Source organism: Halomonas sp. SL18_1, from assembly GCF_055755715.1.
Genome location: NZ_JBVTRK010000001.1, coordinates 2,754,809 through 2,778,361 on the forward strand (window position 1 = coordinate 2,754,809; position 23,553 = coordinate 2,778,361).

A 23,553-nucleotide genomic window follows, 5' to 3' on the forward strand; every position below is an offset into this window, starting at 1 on the left:
ACACGCGCACACCCCCTCCGAGCGGCTGATGTACCGCCTGCAGGCTGGGCTGATCAACCTGCAGAGCAAGGCTCGCGCCTATATCGTCGGCGAGACCCATTACGACCTCGGCAACGACCTCTTCGAACGCATGCTGGACCCTAGCCTCTGCTATTCCTGCGGGTACTGGAAGACAGCCAACACCCTATACGAAGCCCAGCGAGCCAAGCTCGAACTGGCCTGTCGAAAACTCGAACTTCGCCGGGGATGCGCGTGCTGGACATCGGCTGCGGCTGGGGAAGCTTCGCCGAACACGCCGCCCGTCAACACGGCGTCAACGTGACCGGCATCACCATCTCACGCGAGCAGGCCGACCTGGCCCGCAAGCGCTGTGCCGGACTGCCGGTGACCATCGAGCTGATGGACTACCGGGATCTGGGCGGGCGGTTCGACCGCATCGTCTCCATCGGCATGTTCGAGCACGTCGGGCATCGCAACTATCGGACCTACTTCGAGACCGTGAGACAGCTGCTGGAGAAAGACGGTCTCTTCGTGCTGCACACCATCGGTTCCAATCGCAGTGAGGTCAGTATCGACCCCTGGATCCATCGCTATATCTTCCCCAATGGCATGCTGCCCTCGGCCAAGCAGATCGCCGAGGCCAGCGAAAGCCTGCTGCTGATGGAGGACTGGCAGAACTTCGGCGCCGACTATGACACCACCCTGATGGCCTGGCTGCACAACGTCGATAGCCGCTGGCAGGAAATCGCCGACCGCTACGCCGAGCGGACTCGGCGCATGTTTCGCTACTATCTGTCGGTGTGTGCCGGCGCCTTTCGAGCCCGCGACCTGCAGCTCTGGCAGGTCGTGTTCTCACGAGACCGTCCCGGCCGCTATGACGCCCCGCGATGAGCTCCGCCCACCTACGCCCAGGCTTACACCCACTGTCGGCAATGTCTTACAGACGTGGGGGACTGCCTTACACTTCAATACATTGTATATTAGTAGATTGTCCACTTATTGGCCGCTCGACTTCCTCACGGCATGCCGACCGTCACTGCCTGATGTGGGCGCCGAATCCGGCCACTCAGCGTAAGTCTTCACAATAATCTGTTCCGAACCTCGGGCACGAACTGCCTGGGTTCAGAGCCATTACGGGAACGCCCGCATGCCTGAGAACATCATCATGCCGGGTGGGGGCTGGATGAATCGGATCGCGCTCACCGCTTTACCGAGCGCGTGCCCGGTATCATCTTCCAATTTCATCGTGACCCAAAGGGCCACATGCACTTCCCCTACCTGGCCGGTAGCGGGGCCGCGCTGCCGGGCATTGACCGCCAGCAGCTGGCCCACAGTGCCCGCCCTCTGCTCGATCGCCTCGACGACGACGACTACCCGCGCCTGATGGCGGCCATCGAGCGCTCTGCGCGCTTTCGCCTGCCCATCGCCACCAAGTTTCGCTTCCGGCTGCCCAGCGGGCGCTGCCGCTGGGTGGCCGTGCGCGCCCAGCCGGAAGATGCCGAAGGCGGCGTGCTGTGGCATGGGCTGATGATCGACATCACCGAACAGATGGCCGAGGAGGCGCGCCTGCGGCGACTCTCCGACACCGATGACCTGACCGGGCTTGCCAACCGCCGCAAGCTGATCAACCGGCTCAATGAAGAAATGTCGCTGTGCAACCGCCACGGCACCCCGCTCTCGCTCATGCTGCTCGATCTCGACCATTTCAAGCGGATCAACGACACCTGGGGACACTTGCAGGGTGACCAGGTGCTGATCGAAGTCGCCGCCCTGTGCCGGGAGCTGCTGCGCGAAGAGGATACCGTGGGTCGCCTGGGCGGGAGGAATTTGCCGTGGTGCTGCCGCTCACCCCCATGGTACGCAGCCGCCCACTGGCCGAACGGCTTCGCCAGCGGATTGAAGGGCATGATTTTGGCATCGAGCCGGGACGGATCACCGTCAGCATCGGCCTGGCCGAGTACCGCCTCGGTGAGCCACGCGATGCGCTCATCGAGCGCGCCGACCGCAGCCTCTACGCCGCCAAACACCAGGGTCGCAACCGGGTGATGGCATGAGTCGAAGGCATGCGGGCTCAGTGCAGCAGGCCGCGGCGCTGCAGTAGCCGCATCAGGCCGTGCACCGGCAGATAGACCACCAGCGGCCAGGCCAGCATCAGACCCACCAGATAGACAAGCGGGTGGAGGATGTCCTGGGGTGAGCCGAAGGGACCATGCACCCAGTTGATATTGCGCTCGGCCTCGGTGAACAGAAACGTCAGCGGCACCACCAGCCAGGTCAGCACCGTCTGCCACAGCAGCGCCCGGCGCACATAGCCAAGCCGTAGTACCGCAAAGCCGGCCACCAGCGGCAGCACCAGGTGGTAGAAGGACAGGGCCTTGGCCAGCGTCGGGTGGTCGGGGTCGAACATGTACTCGGTGCCGCCGATGGGGTGCACCCCGGTCAACCAGGCCCCCAGCACGTCCAGCCCCCAGAGGGTACCCACCAGCAGCACGGCCAGCAGCTGCATCGATAGCAGCAGCCGATGTTCCCACCACAGGCCCGCAAGAATCAGAAAGCTGGCCAGGTTACACAGCCAGAAGTAGTTCTGGGCCCCCAGCATGACGGCGAAAGCCGGCGCCCACAGGACGATCCAGAGCGTGAACAGCCACTTAAGCCATAGCGGCAGCGATGCATTCGATTCCTTCATGCAGACCTCCCATTGCGCTTCGCCTGTCACTGTAGCAAGACCGGCGAGTGGCAGTTCATCGAGCGCAATGGCATCATGGGGGATGCTTGAGTTTCATTCTTGCCGCCAGAACCGACGAGGTTACGAAATACATGTTCGAACACATTGAGCGGGTTCCCGGGGACGCCATCCTCGGTCTGATCGAGGCCTTCAAGAAGGACACCAACCCCCAGAAGGTCGATCTCGGCGTCGGCGTCTACAAGGACGCCCAGGGCAACACACCGGTGATGCGCGCCGTCAAGGAAGCCGAGGCCCTGCTGCTCAAGAACGAGACCACCAAGACCTATATCGGCTCCCACGGCGCTCCGGCCTATGGCGAAGTGGTACTGCCCATGGTGCTGGGCGAGGGCTCGCCGGTACTGGCCGCCAAGCGCGCCAGCGCCACCCAGTCACCCGGCGGCACAGGCGCGCTGCGCCTGGCGGCGGATTTCATCGCCCACCAGCTTCCCGGCAAGGACATCTGGGTCAGCGACCCGACCTGGCCGAACCACCTGGGTATCTTCCCGGCCGCCGGCCTGACGCTGCACAAGTACCCCTACGTCGACGCCGATAACCGGCTGGACTTCGACGGCATGCTCGCGGCCCTGAAGCAGATCCCCGAAGGCGACGTGGTGCTGCTCCACGCCTGCTGCCACAACCCCACCGGCTTCGATCTCTCCCGGGAGCAGTGGCAACAGGTGCTCGAGGTGGTACGTGAGCGCCGCCTGCTGCCGCTGATCGACTTCGCCTACCAGGGCTTCGGCGAAGGGCTCGACGAAGACGCCTACGGGGTTCGGCTGATGGCCGAGAGCCTCGACGAGGTGATCATCACCAGCTCCTGCTCCAAGAACTTCGGCATCTACTGCGAGCGTACCGGCTGCCTGATCATGGTGGCCAAGGACAGCGAGCAGATGGAGAACGTGCGCTCCCAGATCGCCATCGTCGCCCGCGAGAACTACTCCAACCCGCCGGCCCACGGCGGCGCCATCGTCAGCGAGATCCTGCACTCCGCCGAGCTTGCCGCGGTGTGGCGCGAAGAGCTCACCGAAATGCGCGACCGCATCAACACCCTGCGTCGGGACTTCGTCGAGGCGCTCAAGCCCTACGGCCTCGATCAGAAGTACGCCTGTGTCGCCGAGCAGCGCGGCATGTTCTCCTACACCGGCCTGACGCCGGAGCAGGTCGACCGCCTGCGTGACGAATTCGGCATCTACATGGTCCGCTCGGGCCGCGCCAACGTGGCGGGCTTCTCCCACGAGAACCTGCCCTACCTGGCCAAGGCGATCGCCGCGGTCAACTGATCGGCCGCTCCCTGCCAGCCTCGACGCCCGGGCCCTGCCCGGGCGTTTTCGTTTCGCGTAGAATACCGCTCGATTTTTGGTTCATCGCAGACTGGCGTGAACTGGCTCTGTGGGAGGGAGCTTCAGCTCGCAAAGTAGCGCGCAGCGTTACCCATGGGGCGCCTCCGGCGCCTTCGCCCGGCAGAGCCGGCCTCCCACCATAAAACTTGCCAAACTTGTTCACGCTAAAGTGCGAAGAGCTCGATTTTTCGATGCATCAACCGCCGGGGGTGCGGTGCGCCTCTGTGCGCTCCCGGCAACGACAGACTTGACCGATCAGTCAGATCGAGTCCAGACTGCAAGTTGCCTTGTATACAACCACACAACCAAGAGGCTCCCCATGGCGGCAACTCCCGATACCCCTTCCGTCCACTATCCGTGGTACAAGAAGGAGGATACCGATGCCTTCTTCGCCCTCTTCCAGAACAATATCGCCAACTTCGTCATCATCGCCATCACCATGCTGGGGATGGGCTTTCCCGCCTCCATCGTCTTTGGCCAGGTGCTGCCCGGCGCCGCCGTGGCGGTCATGGTGGGCAACTTCTACTACGCCTGGAGCGCGGCGCGGCTGGCCCGTCGGGAACAGCGCACCGACGTCACCGCCCTCTCCTACGGTATCTCGACGCCGGTGATGTTCGTCTTCCTGTTCGGCGTGCTGCTGCCGGCCATGCAGCTCACCGGTGACGCCGAGCTGGCCTGGAAGGTGGCGGTCGCCGCCTGCTTCATCAGTGGGGCCATCGAGGCGTCCATCAGCCTGATCGGCCGCTGGGTCCAGCATCATCTGCCGCGGGCGGCGATGCTGGGGGCGGTCGCTGGCGTTGCCTTGACCTTCATCGCCGGCGAGATGCTGTTCAAGACCCTGGAGATTCCGGTTATCGGGCTGCTGGTGCTGGCGATCATCATCGTCGGCCTGATCGGCCGGGTGACGATGCCGTTTCGCATTCCCACCTCGCTGTTTGCCATCGTCATCGGCACGGCCCTCGCCTACCTGATCGGCGCCACCGAGGAGGGGCAGTTCAGCGACGCCTTCACCCATCTGGGCTTCTACCCGCTGCTGCCGACCCTGGCCTGGTTCGAGGGGCTTGGCCTGCTGTTCACCGGTATGCTGGCGGTCCTCACGGTGGTGCTGCCGATCACCCTGTACAACGCCATCGAGACCATGAACAACGTCGAAGCCATGGAGGCCGCCGGCAACAAATACGATGTCCGCGAGTGCCAGGCGGTGGACGGTGCCGGCACCATGATCGGCGCGCTGTTCGGTGGGGTCTTCCCCACTACGGTATACATCGCCACCGTGGGGGCCAAATGGATGGGCGCCGGCCGCGGCTACAGCATTCTCAACGGCGCCGTCTATGCGGTGGCCACCATGTTCGGGCTGATCGCGGCCCTCGCCGCCATCATCCCGGTCTCGGTGGTCGCCCCCATCCTGGTGTTCGTCGGCATGTCGATGATCGCCACCGCCTTTCAGAGCAACGACACCCGCTACTATCCCGCCGTGGCGTTGGCCATGCTGCCCTACTTCGCCAACTATGTGATGACCCGCTTCAATCGCGGCGCCGGCGAGGTGGTCTCGGACATCTCCCCGGCCATCGTCTCGCTGGGTCAGGGTGCGATGTTCACTGCCATCCTGATCGGGGCCATGACGGTCTCGGTGATCGACCACCAGTTCCGCCGTGCTGCGGTCTTCGCCGGCGTAGCCGCGGGCTTCTCCTTCATCGGCCTGATGCACGCCCCCGAGCTGGCCTTCTACGCCGCCGGGGACTATATGCTGGGCTATCTGGTCATGGGGGCGCTGTTTCTCTACTTCGCCTGGCAGCAGGAGCGGCTGGCCGCGCCGCGACCGGTCGCTGGCACGCCGCCGTCATCCACCGATTGAGGCGATTGATGAGCAACTAAACGGCCCCCCGCAGCGCCCCGCAGGGGGCTCCATCCCACCCAGGGGGCTGTGTAGAAAGATCGACGGGGCGAGCGCTTTGCCATTCACGCTGCGGGCTGTGCCGCCGTTCCCAGCTCTCGCCGAAGCAGCTGCCAGGCGGCCAAACCCGCACAGAGGTTGCCGAAGGCGGCGCCAGCCGCCAGACCGACCAGCCCCCCAGGGTTGCCCCCAGCCACAGGCACGGCAGGTAGAAGAGAAACAGCCGCGCCCCGGACATCAGCATGGCACGCAGCGGCCAGCCCAGCGCATTGCCGGCCGAGACCACCAGCATGCAGATCCCCAGGGCGGCGTAGCTGGGCAGCAGAAAGCGGATCAGAATGGCCAGCTCGCCCTGCACCTCGGGATTGCCGGACAGCGCCAGGGCCACCCAGGGGGCCGCAAGCGCCATCAATAGGCCCAGCCCCAGCTGCCAGACGACCACCACCTTGAGCGCCAGATGCAGCAGCCGGCGAATCTGCTGCCAGTCGCCGGCCCCGTAGCAGCGCCCCAGCCAGGGGGGCAGCGACATGGTCATGGCCAGCACTACCATCAGCGACAGGGTTTCCAGTCGACTGGCCAGCCCCCAGGCCGCTACCTGAGACTCACCCAGGCCGGCCACCACGGCGATCGCCAGCATGGCCGCCAGCGGGGGCATCAGCTGGCTGACCATGGCCGGCGCCGCGATGCCGGCGAAGGGCCCGGCGGAGCGCCGCAGCTCCTCGCCCAGTCCCTGCCGATCCAGCCAGTCGCTTTGCCGGAGTCGCCGGCCCAGCACCACCAGGCCCACGGCAAAAGCCACTACCGTGGCCCAGGCGGCGCCCGGCAACCCCAGCCCCTCCCAAGGACCGACGCCGAAGATCAGCAGCGGATCGAGGACCAGGTTGACCAGGCTGGTAACCACCATCAGCTTGCCAGGCAGCCGGGTATCCCCGTGGGCGCGAAACAGGCTATAGCCAAAGTAGAGCGCCGCCCCCAGCCATGCCGCCAGCAGCTGCGGCGCCCAATAGGCGTGAATCAGCTCGCGAGTCGCGGCATCGGCTCCCAAGCCGGTAAACACCGGCTCCTGGATCATCCACAGCAGCAGCGCCAGCAGGGCAATGGCAGCGGCCCCGACCAGCAGTACCAGGCTGCCAAGGCGCCTTGCGCGGTCTTCTTCCCGGCCCCCAGGGCGCGGGAAATTAGCGCAGCGATGGCGATGCCGAGCCCCACCTGAATGCCGATGATCAGAAAGGAGAGCGGAAAGGTGAAGGACTGGGCCGCCAGGGGGGCGGTGCCCAGTCGGGCGATAAAGGCGCTGTCCACCAGCTGGAAGCCCAGCAGCGCCAGCACGCCGATGGCCATGGGCCAGGTCTGACGCCAGAGGGTCACACCCAGCGGTGGGCTGTCGTCGAGTCGTCGAGTCACGGTCACTCCGTGGCGGGGCAATGGGTTGCCATTCTAGCCGGACACCCTAACGCCGACACCCCCGGCATGCGGGGGTGTCGGATACCTCAGGCCTGATACCGAGGGGGCGGTCTTACTGGCGAACGCCCTCGAAGGTGACGTAGAGCTCGAGGTCATGCATCACCTCGGGGAAGTCGCTCATGTCGATGCCGAAGTCCGCCAGGGTCAGGGTGGTGGCGCCCTCGAAGCCGGCACGATAGTTGCCCCAGGGGTCCTCGCCTTCGCCCATCAGCGTCACCGGCATCTCGATCTCGCGGGTTTCGCCCTTCAGGGTCAGGTCGCCGGTCAGTACGCCCTCGCTGTCGCCATTGGGGGTGAAGCCGGTGGAGACGAACGTCGCGGTGGGATAGTCGCCGGCACTCAGGAAATCATCGCTGAGGAAGTGGCGGTCACGCTCGGCGTGATTGCTGTTGAGGCTGGTCACGTCGACTTCCATCTCCACGCTGGAAGCCTCGAGGTCGTCGGCATCGTAGTGGAAGCGACCGTCGAACGACTCGAAGTTACCCAGGATGTAGGAGTAGCCCAGGTGGTTGATCTTGAACTGGATGAAGGCGTGCTGGCCGTCAATGTCCACTACGTAGTCGGCGGCCTGGGCCTGGCTCACGCCCACCAGGGCAGCGGTACCCAGAGCGGCGGCGAGGGCGGTCTTCTTGAACATGGGGTTCTCCTTTACAGTTTGACGTTCAGGGGTGTCGGTCGGGGCTCGCTGAGCGAGATGGTGGAGCAGGCTCCCTCAAGAGGCGACGGGAGCGCGCCGGATTGAGCATGCGGGTCAGGGTGTCCTGGCGATCCAGGAAATGGTGCTTGAGGGCGGCGATCAGGTGGCCGCCGGCCAGCACCATCAGCGCGATGGCGGCATACCAGTGGATCTCCCCGGCGATGCTCTCCTGGTTGGGCAGGCGGCTGATCAGCGCCGGCACCTCGAACCAGTCGAAGACGCTGATGCCGCGCCCACGGGCGGTAGAGATCAGATAGCCGCTGACCAGCACCACCAGCAACAGCACGTAGAGCAGCACGTGTCCCAGGTGGGCGGCGAGGCGCTCCAGCCGGCCGCCGTGGGCCGCCGGCGTGGGATTGACGAAGCGCCACACCAGCCGCAGCAGGGTGGCAAACAGCAGCAGCATGCCAATGGAGCGATGCCACCAGGGCGCCAGGTTGTACCAGGGATCGAAATACCCAGCCCGGTCATCCACCAGCCCAGCACGAAAAGCCCGACGATGGTCACGGCGCTGAGCCAATGCAGCGCGATGCTGACGATGCCCCAGCCGATACGGGTATTGCGCCACATGGGGTGGAATCCTCACGCTTGATCAAAGAGTGGCGATAGCTTACCGCAGTGCATCATCGGTATCCGCTGAAAAAAGCCGAATCAACCATTCGGAAAAACTGTTAGCTGGCTAGCGCCTCCAGCAGCAGCCTGGCGGTGGGCGCACTGGAGGCGGGATTCTGGCCGGTGACCAGCAGGCCATCGCGTACCTGGAAAGGGGCGAAGTCCTGGTCACTGCGCTGGTAGTCACCGCCCTGCCCTTTCAGGGCATCCTCGAGCAGGTGCGGCACCGCCTTGACCAGCCCCACGGCCTCTTCCTCGCTGTTGGCGAAGCCGGTGACGCGCCGCCCCTTGACCAGCGGCTCGCCCGCCGGGGTACGGGCCTGAAGCAGCACCGTGGGGCCATGGCAGACCGCGCCCACCGGGCGGTTGGCGGCCAGGAAGCCCTCGATCAGGCGCTTCACGTCGGCATTCTCGCTAAGGTCCCAGAGCGGGCCGTGGCCGCCCGGGAAGAAGAGCGCATCGAAATCGCCCACCTCGACCTCGGCCAGCGGCCGCGTGTCGGCCAGTTGTCGCTTGGCCGTATCATCCGTTTCGAATCGACGCGTCTCGGCGGTGAGCGCCTCCTCGGCCTGGGAGTTGGGGTCCACCGGGGGCTGGCCGCCCCGCGGAGAGGCCAGGGTGATGTCGGCGCCGGCATCCTTGAAGACGTAGTAGGGGGCGGCGAACTCCTCGAGCCAGAAGCCGGTGGGGTGGCCGGTATCTCCCAGGCGGTCGTGAGACGTCAATACCATCAGGATCTTCATCGTGGCTCTCCTCGGGGAACAGTGAACACGTGCCCTGATGTGATGGCGATTCCTGGCGAGAGTTCAAGGGGATATCGATAAGGGAGGGTTCTGCTTTTCCAGATATCCCGCAGTTGCTATGCTAGGGATATACAGGCTGGATATACCTCAAGGAGACACACCATGAAACAAGCCTCCGTATTCAAGAGCAACCAGAGCCAGGCGGTACGGCTCCCCAAGTCCGTGGCGCTACCGGATGACGTCAAGCGGGTCGATGTCATCGCTATTGGCAGGACGCGGATCATTGCGCCGCAGGAGAGTCCTGGGACAGCTGGTTCGAGGGAGATGGGGTCACGGCTGATTTCATGAGCGAGCGAGAGCAGCCGGCTGATCAGACGCGAGAATCATTCTGATGCTGAAGTACATGCTGGATACCAACATCTGCATCTTCACCATCAAGAACCGCCCCCAGCAGGTGAGAAACGCCTTCAAGCGCCATCATGCCCAGCTCTGCATCAGCACCATCACCTTGATGGAGCTGATCTATGGTGCGGAAAAATCGGCTGCACCGGAGAGAAACCTGGAAGTGGTCGAGGGATTTACCGCGCGGCTCGAGGTGCTCTGTTACGACAACGAAGCCGCCGCCCATAGCGGTCAGCTTAGGGCCGAACTGGCCAGAATCGGCCAGCCGATCGGTCCCTACGATCAACAGATTGCCGGCCATGCACGTTCACGGGGACTGGTGCTGGTGACCAACAACCTTCGCGAATTTCGTAGGGTGCCGGGGTTGCGCGTGGAAGATTGGGTAGCGCCCGAGCCTGCACCCTGATGACAACCCCCGCCCCGCCTTGGGCGGGACGGGCGTCGAGTGCATCCAGGCGACGGGTTAGACCAAAGCATCCAGCCCCCGGGCCAGATCGGCGCGGATGTCTTCCAGGTCCTCCAGGCCGACGGCCACGCGGATCAGGCCCTCCTCGATGCCCGCCGCGGCCTTCTGATCATCGGAGAGACGCCCGTGGGTGGTGGTGGCCGGGTGGGTGATCGTGGTCTTGACGTCCCCCAGGTTGCCGGTGATCGACAGCAGGCGGGTCGCGTCAATGACCGACCAGGCCGCTTCGCGGCCGCCCGTCACCTCGACGCCCAGCACCGCCCCGAAGCCTCGCTGCTGACGGGCCGCCAGGGCATGCTGGGGGTGGCTTTCCAGGCCGCTGTAATGCACACGCGCCACCGCCGGGTGCGCCTGAAGCCACTGGGCCAAGGCCAGCGCATTGGCGCAGTGGGCGCGCATGCGCAGGCTGAGCGTCTCCAGTCCCTTGGTGAAGATCCAGGCATTGAAGGGGCTCAGGCAGGGCCCGCAGGTGCGCACCACCCCGAACACCTCTTCGAGCTCCTTGTCGCGGCCGACCACCGCGCCGCCAATCGCCCTGCCCTGGCCATCTAGATACTTGGTGGCCGAGTGGATCACCAGGTCGGCACCCAGCGCGATCGGCGTCTGCAGCGCCGGGGTCAGAAAGCAGTTGTCGATGGCCAGCAGTGCCTCGTGCCGATGGGCGATCTCGGCCAGCGCAGCGATGTCCACCACCTCGGAGAGCGGGTTCGACGGGGTCTCGGCGAACAGCAGCTTGGTGGCCGGGGTGATCGCCGCCTCCCAGGCCACAAGGTCGGAGAGTTCGACATAGCGGGTGGTAATGCCCAGCTTGCCCAGGTACTTGTCGAACAGGCTGACGGTGGAGCCAAACAGCGAGCGCGAGGCGACGATCTCGTCGCCGGCAGAGAGCAGTGCCAGAGCGGTCGCGAGAATGGCCGACATCCCCGAACTGGTGGCTACGCAGCGCTCCCCGCCTTCCAGGGCCGCCAGGCGACGCTCGAAGGTATGCACCGTGGGGTTGGTGAAGCGCGAGTAGACGTTGCCCGGCTCGTCGCCGCCGAACTTGCGGGCGGCTTCGGCCGCGCTGCCGTAGACGAAGCTCGAGGTGGGGAAGATCGGCTCGCCATGCTCCTGCTCATGGGTACGCTGGTGACCGGCGCGAATCGCCAGGGTATCCAGCGCCCAGGCCGCCCCCGGTGTCTGGTCATCGTGCATGCTCGGCCCTCAGTCGTCGATGTCGTCTTGGTTGTGCATGCCCACCAGCGCGTGGTCGCCGGCACTCTGCTGCTGCTTGGCCTGGTCGCTGCGCGACGCTTCCAGGTTGGCCAGATAGCCGTCGTCGATATCGCCGGTAATGTACTGGCCATCGAACACCGAGCAGTCGAAGGCGTCGAGCGCCGGATTGACCTCGCGGCAGGCGGCCTTGAGGTCCTCTAGGTCCTGATAGAAGATGCGATCGGCGCCGATCAGCTCGCCCACCTCCGCCTCGCTGCGGCCATGGGCGATCAGCTCATTGGCGGCCGGCATGTCGATGCCGTAGACGTTCGGGTAGCGCACCGGCGGTGCCGCCGAGGCAAAATAGACCTTGTTGGCGCCGGCCTCGCGGGCCATTTGGATGATCTGCTTGCAGGTGGTACCGCGGACGATGGAGTCGTCCACCAGCAGCACGTTCTTGCCCTTGAACTCGATGTCGATGGCATTGAGCTTCTGGCGGACCGACTTCTTGCGCTGGGTCTGCCCCGGCATGATGAAGGTGCGGCCGATGTAGCGGTTCTTCATGAAGCCCTCGCGGTAGGTCACCCCCAGGTGCTGGGCAAGCTCCAGGGCCGAGGTGCGCGAGGTGTCGGGGATCGGAATCACCACGTCGATGTCGTGCTCCGGCCACTCGCTGCGGATGCGGTCGCCGAGCTTGCGGCCCATCTGCATGCGGGTGCCGTAGACATAGGCACCGTCGAGGATCGAGTCGGGGCGCGCCAGGTAGACATGCTCGAAGATGCACGGCGCCAGCATCGGCCGGTCGGCGCACTGCTGGGTGTGAATCTCGCCCGCCATGTCGACGAAAATCGCCTCGCCGGGGGCGAGGTCGCGATGCAGCTCGAAGCCCCCTACGTCCAGCGCCACCGATTCGGAGGCGATCATCACGTCCTGGCCCTGCCCTTCGTCGCGGGTGCCGAACACCACCGGGCGAATACCGCTGGGATCCCGGAAGGCCACCAGCCCCACGCCGTTGATGATCGCCACCGCGGCATAGCCGCCACGGCAGCGCCGATGCACACGGCGCACGGCGTCGAAGATATCCCCGGCTCGAGGTACGGCCCCTGCTTGCCCAGTTCGTGGGCGAAGACGTTGAGCAGGACTTCGGAGTCGGAACTGGTGTTGATATGGCGCAGGTCGGAGGAGAACAGCTCCTGCTTGAGCTGATCCGAGTTGGTCAGATTGCCGTTATGGGCAAGCGAGATGCCGTAGGGCGAATTGACGTAGAACGGCTGCGACTCCGCCTCGCTGGAGGAGCCCGCCGTGGGATAGCGCACATGGCCGATCCCCAGGTTGCCCTTGAGGCGAGCCATATGGCGAGTGTGGAAGACATCACGCACCAGACCGTTGCTCTTGCGCAGCAAGAAGCGCCCCTCGTTCCAGGTCATCATGCCGGCGGCATCCTGACCGCGATGCTGAAGGACCGTCAGGGCGTCATAGATCGCCTGGTTCACGGCCTGCTTGGCCAAAAGGCCCACGATACCGCACATTCCACCTTACCTCGCTTGCCTTGAAGAGACACCACCGCATGGATGGGTCCCGGATTCGTTTGTCAGGGGGTTGTCGTCGTCTCGCCGTCGCCAGAGCGCTCGCCGCCGGGCAGCGAGATACCACGCAGCGACTCGGGCAGTTCGGGCACGGTGCCATCCCACGCTTCGAGCTGGCTCACCGCCCAGTCGCGCAGCTGCTCGAAGGTCGGTCTGAGCTCGGCCTCCTGCCAGGCTTCCAGCTGGGCCAGCGGCGTCAGGCTGATCAGGATGGTCACTACCACCAGAATGGCCGCGCCGCGCGCCACGCCGAAGCAGGCCCCGGCAACGCGGTTGAAGAAGCCCATGCCGACCCACTCCACCGCCGCGTGCACCATGCGGATCACGATGCCGCAGACCAGCACCACGCCGAGGATCACCAGCACGAAGGCCAGGACCAGCCGAGCGTCGGGGCTGTCGATCACCCCGGACAGCATATCGGCCACCGGCTCGGCCAGCAGCCGGGCCGCCAGCAGGGCAGCGATCCAGGCCGCCAGCCCCAGGCCCTCGCGGATCAGCCCGCGCATGAACCCGGCCAGGGTGGAGACCGCCAGCACGGCGAGGAAGATCCAATCGATCCAAGTCAGCGTCATGGCGTCACTCCCTGACCCGCACCAGCAGGCCCTGCAGGTTGGCCTGCTCCTTGAGCTCTGCCATGGCCCGCTCGCCGGCATCCGAACTCTCGTAGGGCCCCACATAGACCGTGGTCAGGTTGTTGTCGCGCAGGCGACTGTAGGCGCTGAACCCCTGCTCGTTGAGCTGCCCCTCGAGCCGTTCGGCATTTGCGACTTCGCCGAAACTACCGACCTGCACGGCCCACTCGCCCGAGGGCGCGGCCGCGGTGGGAGCTGGCGCGGACTCGGTGGGCTCAGGTTCGGGGGTCGCCTGGCGGTCGAGCCGTTCGGAGGCTGCCCGCGCCAGCTCGGCGATCGGGTCCTCGGCCGGAGCCTCGGGCTCGGGGGATGCCGGTGCCTCAGCCATCTCCTCGGGCGCCTCGTCGCGCTCCGGTTCGATGGCCAGGTCAGGCGAATCCGCCAGCGGCTGGGGCGAATCTGCATCGGCATCGGGCGCCGGGGCCATGGGCGCCACCTCGCCCGGCGCCTGAATCTCACCCAGACTGGCCGGCGGCTGCGGTTCCGGCACCTCGCGCCGCTCCACCGGCACCGGCTGCTCGATGGTCAGCACCGGCTGAGGGCGCTCATCCCGGGGTGCCGGCTCGTCGAACAGCATCGGCACGAAGATCACCGCCAGGGCGATGAGAATCACCGCCCCGCTGATTCGCTCGCGCATTCCGTATTTCATCTTGCCCTCCTGCCCAGGCCCCGGGCGCCGCCAGACGGCTGCGTCATCTGCTCTCTCATTCAGACCGCCCGGTACCGAGAGCCTATCCCGTCAGCCCGCTGACTGCTTCCATGCCAGTATGGCCGCCACGGTGAAGAAAGAGCCACACACCAGCACACGATCCTCGGGCGCCAGCCGCGTGGCCAGCCACTCGGCGCCCGCTTCGGGCGTGGCGGCTCGATGGCGAATCTCGCCCTGCCTCGCCTCGATAGGCGCTGCCAGCTCGGCAGCGCTTCGCGCCCGCTCGCCGTCCAGGCTCACCGTCACCCAGGCATCGGCGATCGGCGCCAGGGCATCGATCACCCCCTCGGCATCCTTGTCGCCCAGCATGCCCAGCAGCACCCAGGTCCGTCCGGCACAGGGACGCTCGCCCAACCGCTCTGCCAGGTAGCCTGCGGCGTGGGGGTTGTGGCCCACGTCCAGGCACCACTGCCCCAGCCACTGCATACGACCCGGCAGCCTGACCTCGGCCAGGGCGCGGCGGCAGGCCGCGGGGACGAGTTCCACACCGGCCAGTGCCAGCGCCTGCAGGGCCGTTGCCGCATTGTCCAGCGGCAGCCCTGGGTCGGGCAAGCGATCCAGGGTGAGGGGCTTGCCCTTCGGGCCACGCCCTTGCCAGCCCCAACCGGCGCTATCGCTCTCGCTGCGCTGGAAGGCGTCGCCCAGGGCGACCGCCTCAGCGCCTAGCTCGGCGGCCACCTCGCGCACGCTGGTCGGCAGCTCGCGCGCGCCCAGCACCGCCGGGCGCCCGGCGCGCAGGATGCCGGCCTTCTCGCGCCCGATCTGGAGGAGGTCATTGCCCAGAAAGGCGGCATGATCCTGGGCGACGGGGGTGATCACCGCCACGTCCGGATCGATGACGTTCACCGCATCCAGGCGCCCGCCGAGCCCCACCTCGAGGATGGCCACGTCGGGGCAGCGCCGGGTGATCGCCTGCAGCGCTCCCAGGGTGCCGACTTCGAAATAGGTGAGGCTGACCGGCTCGCCGTCGAGCCGCACGGCCTCGACCGCCTCGAAGCCAGCGATCAAGGTCGCGTCGTCGGCCTCTTCGCCATCGAAACGCAGCCGCTCGTTGTAGCGCAGCAGATGCGGCGAGGTATAAGTGGCGGTCGTGAGCCCGTGGGCCAGGGCCAGCGCCTCGAGCATGGCCACGGTGGACCCCTTACCGTTGGTGCCGGCCACGGTGATCACTCGACGTGCCGGACGGCCATCGAGCAGGCCCATGCGGCGGGCGACCTCGGCCACCCGCTCGAGGCCGAGGTCAATGCCCACCGGATGCGCCGCTTCCAGTCGGGCCAGCCAGGCGTCCAGGCTGGCGGGGAGTGAGGGAGACGTCACAGGCGGTATCAGCGCGGCGTCTCGGAGCGCTCGGTGCCGTCATCCAACGGCCGGGGCGCCTCCTCGGACTCGACGCCGCGCGTCTCCTGCGGCTCGCCGCTCTCCTCCCACACCGGCTCCTGGTGCTCGTTGGTTGCCGGCTCCGCCTCGGCGGGTTCGGCCTGTTCGGCGGCATCGACCAGGTCCGGCTGGGCGAGTATCTCGTCGCCCAGGCCACTGGGCGGCTGATGGGTCAGCTTGCGCAGCACCCGGCCCAGCCGATCGCGCATCTCGCCGCGTGGCACGATCATGTCCACGGTGCCATGCTCGAGCAGAAACTCGCTGCGTTGGAAACCTTCCGGCAGCTTCTCGCGTACCGTCTGCTCGATGACCCGGGGCCCGGCGAAGCCGATCAGGGCATTGGGCTCGGCGACATTGATATCACCGAGCATGGCCAGCGACGCCGAGACACCGCCGAAGACCGGGTCGGTGAGCACCGAAACGTAGGGCACCCCGGCCTCGCGCAGGCGCTCCAGCGCCGCCGAGGTCTTGGCCATCTGCATCAGCGAGAACAGCGCCTCCTGCATGCGCGCCCCCCCGAAGCGGAGAAGCAGATCAGCGGCAGGCGCTCTTCCCGCGCCAGGGTGGCCGCGCGGACGAACTTCTCGCCCACCACGGCGCCCATGGAGCCGCCCATGTAGGTGAACTCGAAGGCCACCACCACCACCGGCAGGCCGTCGAGGCTCCCGCGCATGGCCACCAGGGCGTCCTTCTCGCCGGTCTCCTTCTGGGCCGCCGCCAGGCGATCCTTGTACTTCTTGGAGTCGCGGAACTTGAGGCGATCGATGGGCTCCACCTCAGCGGCGATTTCCTCGCGCCCCTCCTTGTCGAGGAACCAGTCGAGTCGCTTGCGGGCCGTCAGGCGCAGGTGGTGATCACACTTGGGGCAGACGTTATGGTGCTTCTCGAGTTCCGGGAGATAGAGCACCGCCTCGCACTTGGGGCACTTGCGCCACAGGCCGTCGGGCACGCTGGCCCGGCGGTCCTTGCGCTGGATGCGGCCCATGGAAGGTACGATCTTGTCAAGCCAGCTCATGTCAGAAAGGCTTCCGTATGCTGTTGTGCCCGGCAGCGGCCGGGCATCATGAATCGAGTCGGGTCGCGAGGGTCGCCTCAGCGCTTACCCAGGGCATCCAGGGCGGCGCGCATCTCGCCGAGCACCGCCTTGAGCTCGCCGGGAATGACCTCCGGCGTCTCGACGTTGGCGGCGATACGGCTGACCAGGGCCGAGCCGACGATCACGCCGTCGGCCACCTTGCCCACCTCGGCCGCCGAGGCGCCGTCGCGGATGCCGAAGCCCACGCACAGCGGAAGCGTGGTCTGCTCGCGCAGCGGGGCCAGATGGCTGGCCACGTCCTCGGCGTTGAGCGTCGCCGCCCCGGTCACGCCCTTGAGTGCCACATAGTAGAGGTAGCCCTCGCCGTGGGCGCATATTGTAGCGGCCCGCTCATGGGAAGTGGTAGGGGCGACCAGAAAGATCGAGGCCAAACCGCGCGCCTTGAGAATCGGCCCGAACTCTTCGGCCTCCTCCGGGGGCATGTCCACGGTAAGCACGCCGTCGATCCCCGCCTCGGCGGCCTGATCGGCAAAGGCCTCGAGACCGATACGCTCCACCGGGTTGAGATAGCCCATCAGCACCACCGGGGTGGCGCTATCGCGGCGGCGGAACTCGCGCACCATCTCGAACAGGTGGGCCAGACGCGTGCCGTGCTTGAGCGCACGCTCACACGCCTTCTGGATCACCGGGCCGTCAGCCATGGGGTCGGAGAAAGGAACGCCGAGCTCGATGATGTCGGCACCCGCCTCCACCAGGGCATGCATGAAGCCCACGGTGTGCTCGGGCGCCGGGTCGCCGGCGGTGATAAAGGGAATCAGCGCCCGGCGGCCATCGGCCTTGAGGGCGGCAAAACGTTGGTCGATACGATTCATCGGCATCCTCAGAACTCTATTCCGTCGAGCTTGGCGACCGTCATGATGTCCTTGTCGCCCCGCCCCGAGAGGTTGACCACGATCTGCTGGTCGGGGCGCATCGTCGGCGCCAGCACCTTGGCATGGGCCAGGGCGTGGGCAGACTCCAGCGCCGGCATGATGCCTTCGACGTGGGTCAGCTCGCGAAACGCCTCGAGCACCGCGTCGTCGTTGGCGGCCACGTACTGGACCCGGCCGACGTCCTTCCACAGGGCGTGCTCCGGCCCGACCCCCGGATAGTCCAGGCCGGCGGAGATCGAATGGGTGTCGGAAACCTGGCCCCCCTCGTCGGACATCAGGTAGGTGCGGTTGCCGTGCAGCACCCCGCGCGGCGCACCGGAGGCCAGGGGCGCGGCGTGACGCCCGGTCTCGACGCCGTCGCCGCCGGCTTCGACGCCGTACATGGCGACCTCGTCATCCTCGACGAAGGGATAGAAGAGCCCCAGGGCGTTGGAGCCGCCGCCGACGCAGGCGATCAGCGCATCGGGCAGCTTGCCGAACTCCTCCAGCGACTGGCGACGCGCCTCGCGGCCCACCACGGCATTGAAGTCGCGCACCAGCATCGGATAGGGGTGCGGGCCGGCCACGGTGCCGATGATGTAGAAGGTGTCGTCGACGTTGGTGACCCAGTCGCGCAGCGCCTCGTTCATGGCGTCCTTGAGGGTGCGGGTGCCGGACTCCACCGGAATCACGTTAGCTCCGAGCAGGCGCATGCGGTAGACGTTGAGCTTCTGGCGCTCGACGTCGGCGGCGCCCATATAGACGTCACAGGAGAGGCCCAGGCGAGCCGCCACGGTGGCGGTGGCCACGCCGTGCTGGCCGGCGCCGGTCTCGGCGATCACCCGCGGCTTGCCGCTCTTCTTGGCCAGCAGCGCCTGGCCGATGGTGTTGTTCACCTTGTGCGCGCCGGTGTGATTGAGGTCCTCGCGCTTGAGCCAGATCTGTGCCCCACCCAGCTGCTTCGACCATCGCTCAGCATGATAGAGCGGCGAAGGCCGGCCCACGTAATGGGCCAGGTCGTAGTCGAATTCCGCCTGGAAGTCGGGATCGTCGCGAAGACTCAGATAGGTCTTCTCCAGATCGTCCAGGGCGAAGCTCAGGGTCTCCGAAACGAACCGGCCGCCGTAGGCACCGAAATGGCCGCGGGCATCCGGCAGTCGGGTCAGGTCACTGAACTTGCTCACTAAGACACCTCGTCGGGTCGTCAGAAGGGACAGGGATAAAGGGATTGAAGGTCACCGGCGGCAGCGAGTTCAGACTCGCCCGGCATCGGCGTCTTTCACCGCCGCGATAAAGGCCTCGAGCCGCTCGACATCCTTGTGGCCGGGGGCCGCTTCGACGCCGCCCGACACATCCACCGCGAAGGGGCGCACGGCGGCGATGGCGTCGGCCACATTGTCCGAGTGCAGGCCTCCGGCAAGGATAACAGCTTTCGCCAGGGTATCGGGAATTCGCGACCAGTCGAAGGTCTCGCCGGTCCCCCCGGCACCCCGGGGCGGTAGGCGTCGAGCAGCAGCGCCCGGGCGCCGCGGTAGGCCTCCGCGGCGGCGTGCAGGTCGAGCCCCTGGCGCATGCGCAGCGCCTTGATCCAGGGGCGGCCGAAGGCGTCGCAGAAGGCCGGCGATTCATCACCGTGAAACTGCAGCAGATCGAGGTGGGGCGCGCAGCGCTCGATCAGCGCCGGCTCCTGGTCGACGAACAGCCCCACCCGGGTCACGAAGGCCGGCACCCGGGCCGCGAGCTCGGCCAGGCGCACCTCCTCCAGCGCACGCTTGCTGCCCGGCCAGAGCACGAAACCCAATGCATCGGCGCCGGCCGCCACGGCGGCGTCGATATCGGCCTCACGGGTCAGGCCGCAGATCTTGATGCGGGTGCGGGACTGGGATTGCTGGCTGCAGTGCAAGGATGACTCCTTCAAGGTTATTAATCTTGGACCGCGGCGGAGCTGGCCACCGGCCTACCCCGCCGGAACGCCACCATGGGACAGTCGGGCAGCGGCCGCTCGCCGGTCCATTCACCCAGGAAGGCGAGAAGGTTAGGGCCCAGCGGCTCCCGGGGCAGGCCCCAGCGCTCGTCGTAGAGGGAGTCGACGAAGTGCAGGCCGCAGGCCGGCGCGGTGACATCGGCCAAGGTGCGGTCCTTGAGCGCCATCAGCTCGGCCAGGTAGTCGTCGCCCCGCTCGCCGCGACCCACGGTGACCAGGGCACCGACGATGTTGCGGATCATATGGTGCAAGAAGGCGTTGCCCTGGACGTCGACCACCACCAGCGGGCCGTGGCGATGGACCTCGATAAAGTGCAGATGGCGCCAGGGGGTCTTGGACTGGCAGCCGCCGGCGCGAAAGCTCGAGAAGTCGTGCTCGCCGACCAGCGCCTGGGCCGCGCGATGCATGGCGTCGGCATCCAGGGGGTCGCGGCACCAGGTGACGTTGGCGCGCTCCAGCACCGGACGGCTGGGCTGATTGAGGAGCACGTAGCGATAGCGCCGGGCCAGTGCCTTGAAGCGAGCGTGGAAGTCGTCGGGCACCTCGCGCACCCAGCGCACGGCGACATCCCGGGCAGATTGGCATTGACGCCGAACACCCAGGCCTTCTGAGAGCGCGGCGCCGGCGGGTCGAAGTGGACGATCTGGCGGGTAGCGTGCACGCCGGAGTCGGTGCGGCCGCTGGCGTGCACCGTCACCGAGTGGTTGGCCACCTTGGCCAGCGCCGCCTCCAAGGCCCCCTGAACCGAGGGCGCGTGCTTGAGTCGCTGCCAGCCACAGTAGGCGCTGCCGTCATACTCCACGCCGAGAGCCAGGCGGCCACTCAGCGCTCGGCGTTCATCGAGGGGTTGGAACAGGGTCATTCGGCCGTCTACGTCGCTCGTGTCGGGGTGGGTCGTATCGGCCGGGACCAACTCACAGCCGATAGCGGTCGATCAGCTCCTGGGCCTGCATTCTCAGCCGGGGGTCGTCGGCGCTGTCCAGCAGCGGTTCGAGCAGCCCTCTGGCCCGCTCGGTATCACCAACCTCCAGCAGGCGACGCGCCTCGTCGAGGTCATCAAGCTGCTCGGAACTGTCTTGGGAGCCGCCATTATCCTGATCCAGAGGAGGAAACGCCACCTCCTCCACGTCCCACTGCGCCGCATCGTCCCGCCTCGCCGCCAGCTCGGCGCCGTCACTGCCGCTCTGTTCACTCGATGCCGCGACGTCGCTCTCGCCTCTCTGCGTGGTGAACTCGACGCTGGGCTGCATGGGCGTCTCCTCGCGCGCGGCCGGCTCGGGATCCAGGGGCGGCGGCTGATAGTCGATCACTTCCGGGGCCGACTGCTGGCGGGAAAGGGGCGGCGGCTCCGCCTCGACATCGGCACCCTCGCCTTCCCACTGCGCATCGCGGCTGGCGGTATCATTGTCGTGTTGTTCGGTACCGTCCGATTGAGCGGTCAAGGACGATTCCGCCAGCTCGGCGTCCGGATCCTGATGCGGCGCGTCAGGCGCAGCGAAGGTCTGACGCTCGCTCTCCCGGCAGGAGACGGGCTGTCCACATCGCGCTCAGGCGCTGGGGGAGCCTGCGAGGCGGCATCCGTGGGGCTGGTGGCCGGGTCGCCGACAAAGGAAAGCCTGTCATCGCCTGTGCCGGTCTCGCCTGCAGCGTCTCGGCCGGGGCCTGCCATCAGGCGCTCGACCTCGCCGCGAATCGCCGGGTCCTGGCTCTCGCGCAGCCGGTCGGCCTGCCCCTGTGCCGCCTGCCAGTCGCCTTGCTCCAGGTAGGCGATCAGCAGCTTGAGCCGCAGATCCTCTCGCCCTGGCTCCCTCTCCAGCCCGGTCAGCAGCACGTCACGGGCCTGATCATAGCGGCCGTAGGCCATGAAGATGTCCGCTTCGCTGATCACTTCTGCGTGCGGCATGGCGCCCGTGCCAGGAGCCGCCGTGGTCATGCCGGGCACCGTCGGCGGCTCGGGACTCGCCGCTGTCGCACTCGTAGAGCCGATGCCGCCTGACGCCGGGGCGGACACCGCACCCGGCGACGGCATGGCGCCATAGGGCCCGTGCGGCATCGTGGCAAAATCGGCGGCGCGGTGAGTGTCACGATGGCGACGTCGCCTGACCAAGAGCCACAGCCCTAGCAGGCCCGCCACCCCGGCCGCGCCGAGCACCAGGGTGCGGTCCATCTCGGCCTGGTAGACGGCGCCCCACCAGGGCGAGTCACCGTCGACCGGCGCGCTGCCCGGGGGACCACGCCGCCGGCACCGTCACCCTCCACGCCGGCGCCGCCGGCCAGCAGCTCGGCCAGCTGCTGGCGCAAGACGTCCATCTCTTCGCGCAGGTCGCTCACCTGCTCCTGCAGCGCATCGCGCTCCTGCTGGACGGCCTCCAGCGCCTGGCGACTCGCCAGCCAGCTCCGCTCGAGACGCGCCAGCCGCTGCGCCTCATTTGGCTCGATCAGGCCCTCGGCGCCCAGCGTGGCCAGCACCGCCGGATCAAGCCCCTGACCGGCCGACGCCTCACCTTCGGCACCTGCCTCGTCGGCCGCCACCGCCTCGGCCGTCTCGGCAGCGGCTGCATCCAGTCCAGCGGCTTCGGCTGCCACCTCGGCATCGGTCAGCAGGGTGAGGTGCGGCCCGGTATCCGCGTCGGCATCGGCCACGGTGTCTGTCGCGCCCACCGCTTCAGCGGCCTCCACGGCTTCGCTGTCGGCCACCAAGGCGTCGGCCGGCGTGGTTTCGTCAGTGGGCGACTCCGGCGCCCTGGCCACGGCAGCCGGCGCCTCGGCCTCGCCGCCCAGCGGCACCCGTGCAGGAGCGCCGCTGCCACGGTTGGCCCAGGCCTGGTTCATGGCCTGGACGAGTCGAGACGCCTCCTCGCCGCTGCGCGCCATGATGGCGTCCCGGGATGGCACCGCCAGCGAATGCCCGGCGCGCATGGCGTTGATATTGCCGGAGGGAAAGACATCCGGATTGGCCTCGATCAGCGCCACCATCATCTGGTGCATGCTGATATCGCTATCGGGCCGCAGGCGCCCGGCCACCGACCATAGGGTGTCGCCGCTCCCCACCCAGGCCGCATCGCCGCGCTGGCCAGTCGCCGCCTGTCGCGCCACTGGCCGCGCGGCTGGCTCCGGCGTGGGCGAGGATGATGAAGAGACAGTGTGGGGGGCCGCCGCCGCGCCGGCCAGCACCGGCAGCTGATCATAGTCGGGGGATCGAGCAGTAGCGTCACCTCCCGCAGGGACTGACCGCCCGGCCAGTCGAAGCGCAGCATCAGATCCAGCCAGGGCTCACGAATGGCCCGCTGGCTCGTGAGATCGAGCATCAGCTGGCCCTGATGCTCACGCACCGCCAGCCCTACGCTTGCCGCCAGCGGCGTACGCTCGAGACCGGCCGCTCGGAACTCGCCTGCCTCGGCCACCGATACATCGAGCCGATCCGGCTCCATCCCGGCAGTATCGGTCAATGGAATGGTGGCCCGCAGCGGCGCATTGAGCGACGAGCGGACCTCGGCCTCCCCCAGCCCGAGCGCCACTGCCTGCGAGCTGGCAGCAGACAGCGTAAGCAGCATGGTGAGTGTCAGCTTGCGTCTCATGGAGTTCCCTTGCGTTGCCGGCGCGGTGGCCGCCGATCGTCGATTGATCTTTTCATATTATGGTGGCGTAAGTCGTTACGAAATATGTACCACATCTGGTTACTGCACGCGTCCTACCGGGGTCAAACCGAGGGTATTTCGTTCAACGCAGCGCCGAGCTCAGCGCCCAACAGCCCACCAAAGCGAAGCGGGGCACCTCCACC

17 protein-coding genes and 8 pseudogenes are annotated in these 23,553 nt (G+C 67.0%); 6 read left to right on the forward strand and 19 right to left on the reverse strand.

From position 1 onward, the window contains the following. The first annotated feature begins 28 nt into the window (after positions 1–28). Both cfa and ACSJDS_RS14050 read left to right on the forward strand, forming a co-directional pair. Positions 29–891, forward strand: a pseudogene (cfa, locus tag ACSJDS_RS14045) (cyclopropane fatty acyl phospholipid synthase). A gap of 372 nt (positions 892–1,263) precedes the next feature. Further along, positions 1,264–2,054, forward strand: a pseudogene (locus ACSJDS_RS14050) (GGDEF domain-containing protein). Between the two features lie 17 nt (positions 2,055–2,071). Here ACSJDS_RS14050 and ACSJDS_RS14055 read toward each other — a convergent pair. Further along, a complete protein-coding gene (locus tag ACSJDS_RS14055; RefSeq protein ID WP_473033824.1) occupies positions 2,072–2,686 on the reverse strand; it encodes a hypothetical protein in 615 nt (204 codons plus the stop codon). A gap of 131 nt (positions 2,687–2,817) precedes the next feature. Here ACSJDS_RS14055 and ACSJDS_RS14060 point away from each other — a divergent pair, with 131 nt between their 5' ends. Together ACSJDS_RS14060 and ACSJDS_RS14065 are read left to right on the forward strand one after the other, a co-directional pair. Beyond that, positions 2,818–4,005 (forward strand): amino acid aminotransferase, encoded by a 1,188-nt coding sequence (locus ACSJDS_RS14060; protein WP_473033825.1) that lies wholly within the window; start codon positions 2,818–2,820, stop codon positions 4,003–4,005. 379 nt (positions 4,006–4,384) lie between these two features. Beyond that, the gene (locus ACSJDS_RS14065) at positions 4,385–5,920 is read left to right on the forward strand and encodes an NCS2 family permease (protein WP_473033826.1); all 1,536 of its coding nucleotides are present in this window, start codon (positions 4,385–4,387) and stop codon (positions 5,918–5,920) included. A gap of 104 nt (positions 5,921–6,024) precedes the next feature. Here ACSJDS_RS14065 and ACSJDS_RS14070 read toward each other — a convergent pair. The 4 genes and pseudogenes from ACSJDS_RS14070 to ACSJDS_RS14085 all read right to left on the reverse strand — a co-directional run bounded on the left by ACSJDS_RS14070 (position 6,025) and on the right by ACSJDS_RS14085 (position 9,475). Next, positions 6,025–7,300: pseudogene (locus ACSJDS_RS14070) on the reverse strand (MATE family efflux transporter). Between the two features lie 175 nt (positions 7,301–7,475). After that, on the reverse strand, positions 7,476–8,060 hold the full coding sequence (locus ACSJDS_RS14075) for a YceI family protein (RefSeq protein ID WP_473033827.1): 585 nt from the start codon (positions 8,058–8,060) through the stop codon (positions 7,476–7,478). Positions 8,061–8,085: 25 nt separating this feature from the next. Next, positions 8,086–8,690 (reverse strand): annotated as a pseudogene (locus tag ACSJDS_RS14080) (cytochrome b). Positions 8,691–8,791: 101 nt separating this feature from the next. Then, positions 8,792–9,475, reverse strand: a complete 684-nt coding sequence (locus ACSJDS_RS14085; protein ID WP_473033828.1) for a type 1 glutamine amidotransferase domain-containing protein — start codon at positions 9,473–9,475, stop codon at positions 8,792–8,794. Positions 9,476–9,637: 162 nt separating this feature from the next. Here ACSJDS_RS14085 and vapB point away from each other — a divergent pair, with 162 nt between their 5' ends. Next, positions 9,638–9,823 (forward strand): type II toxin-antitoxin system VapB family antitoxin, encoded by a 186-nt coding sequence (vapB, locus tag ACSJDS_RS14090; protein ID WP_473033829.1) that lies wholly within the window; start codon positions 9,638–9,640, stop codon positions 9,821–9,823. 43 nt (positions 9,824–9,866) lie between these two features. Beyond that, positions 9,867–10,283, forward strand: coding sequence for a type II toxin-antitoxin system tRNA(fMet)-specific endonuclease VapC (vapC, locus tag ACSJDS_RS14095; protein WP_473033831.1), 417 nt, complete (start codon positions 9,867–9,869; stop codon positions 10,281–10,283). A gap of 57 nt (positions 10,284–10,340) precedes the next feature. Here the strand turns inward: vapC and ACSJDS_RS14100 are convergent, their stop codons facing one another. The 14 genes and pseudogenes from ACSJDS_RS14100 to ACSJDS_RS14165 all read right to left on the reverse strand — a co-directional run bounded on the left by ACSJDS_RS14100 (position 10,341) and on the right by ACSJDS_RS14165 (position 23,350). Then, the gene (locus ACSJDS_RS14100; protein WP_473033832.1) at positions 10,341–11,537 is read right to left on the reverse strand and encodes an O-succinylhomoserine sulfhydrylase; all 1,197 of its coding nucleotides are present in this window, start codon (positions 11,535–11,537) and stop codon (positions 10,341–10,343) included. Positions 11,538–11,546: 9 nt separating this feature from the next. Next, positions 11,547–13,066 (reverse strand): annotated as a pseudogene (purF, locus tag ACSJDS_RS14105) (amidophosphoribosyltransferase). Positions 13,067–13,128: 62 nt separating this feature from the next. Further along, positions 13,129–13,695 carry a CvpA family protein gene (locus ACSJDS_RS14110; RefSeq protein ID WP_473033833.1) on the reverse strand — a complete coding sequence of 189 codons (567 nt, stop codon included), beginning with the start codon at positions 13,693–13,695 and terminating at the stop codon, positions 13,129–13,131. A gap of 4 nt (positions 13,696–13,699) precedes the next feature. Beyond that, entirely contained in the window at positions 13,700–14,404 is a 705-nt protein-coding gene (locus ACSJDS_RS14115) for an SPOR domain-containing protein (protein ID WP_473033834.1), read from the reverse strand. A 90-nt stretch (positions 14,405–14,494) separates the two neighbouring features. Then, positions 14,495–15,781, reverse strand: coding sequence for a bifunctional tetrahydrofolate synthase/dihydrofolate synthase (gene folC / locus ACSJDS_RS14120; protein WP_473033835.1), 1,287 nt, complete (start codon positions 15,779–15,781; stop codon positions 14,495–14,497). A gap of 8 nt (positions 15,782–15,789) precedes the next feature. Further along, positions 15,790–16,856, reverse strand: a pseudogene (gene accD, locus ACSJDS_RS14125) (acetyl-CoA carboxylase, carboxyltransferase subunit beta). 77 nt (positions 16,857–16,933) lie between these two features. Then, positions 16,934–17,749, reverse strand: coding sequence for a tryptophan synthase subunit alpha (trpA, locus tag ACSJDS_RS14130; protein ID WP_473033836.1), 816 nt, complete (start codon positions 17,747–17,749; stop codon positions 16,934–16,936). An 8-nt stretch (positions 17,750–17,757) separates the two neighbouring features. Further along, complete coding sequence (trpB, locus tag ACSJDS_RS14135) at positions 17,758–18,972, reverse strand: tryptophan synthase subunit beta (protein ID WP_473033837.1); 1,215 nt, start codon at positions 18,970–18,972, stop codon at positions 17,758–17,760. Positions 18,973–19,041: 69 nt separating this feature from the next. Continuing rightward, positions 19,042–19,691 (reverse strand): annotated as a pseudogene (locus ACSJDS_RS14140) (phosphoribosylanthranilate isomerase). Positions 19,692–19,711: 20 nt separating this feature from the next. Continuing rightward, positions 19,712–20,634, reverse strand: a pseudogene (gene truA, locus ACSJDS_RS14145) (tRNA pseudouridine(38-40) synthase TruA). A 52-nt stretch (positions 20,635–20,686) separates the two neighbouring features. Next, complete coding sequence (locus ACSJDS_RS14150) at positions 20,687–21,214, reverse strand: hypothetical protein (protein WP_473033838.1); 528 nt, start codon at positions 21,212–21,214, stop codon at positions 20,687–20,689. Then, complete coding sequence (locus ACSJDS_RS14155) at positions 21,211–21,939, reverse strand: tetratricopeptide repeat protein (protein ID WP_473033839.1); 729 nt, start codon at positions 21,937–21,939, stop codon at positions 21,211–21,213. Before ACSJDS_RS14155 ends, ACSJDS_RS14150 begins: the two co-directional genes overlap by 4 nt. After that, positions 21,891–22,760 carry a FimV/HubP family polar landmark protein gene (locus ACSJDS_RS14160; protein ID WP_473033840.1) on the reverse strand — a complete coding sequence of 290 codons (870 nt, stop codon included), beginning with the start codon at positions 22,758–22,760 and terminating at the stop codon, positions 21,891–21,893. Before ACSJDS_RS14160 ends, ACSJDS_RS14155 begins: the two co-directional genes overlap by 49 nt. After that, on the reverse strand, positions 22,748–23,350 hold the full coding sequence (locus ACSJDS_RS14165) for a type IV pilus assembly protein FimV (RefSeq protein ID WP_473033841.1): 603 nt from the start codon (positions 23,348–23,350) through the stop codon (positions 22,748–22,750). Before ACSJDS_RS14165 ends, ACSJDS_RS14160 begins: the two co-directional genes overlap by 13 nt. Positions 23,351–23,553 lie beyond the last annotated feature (203 nt).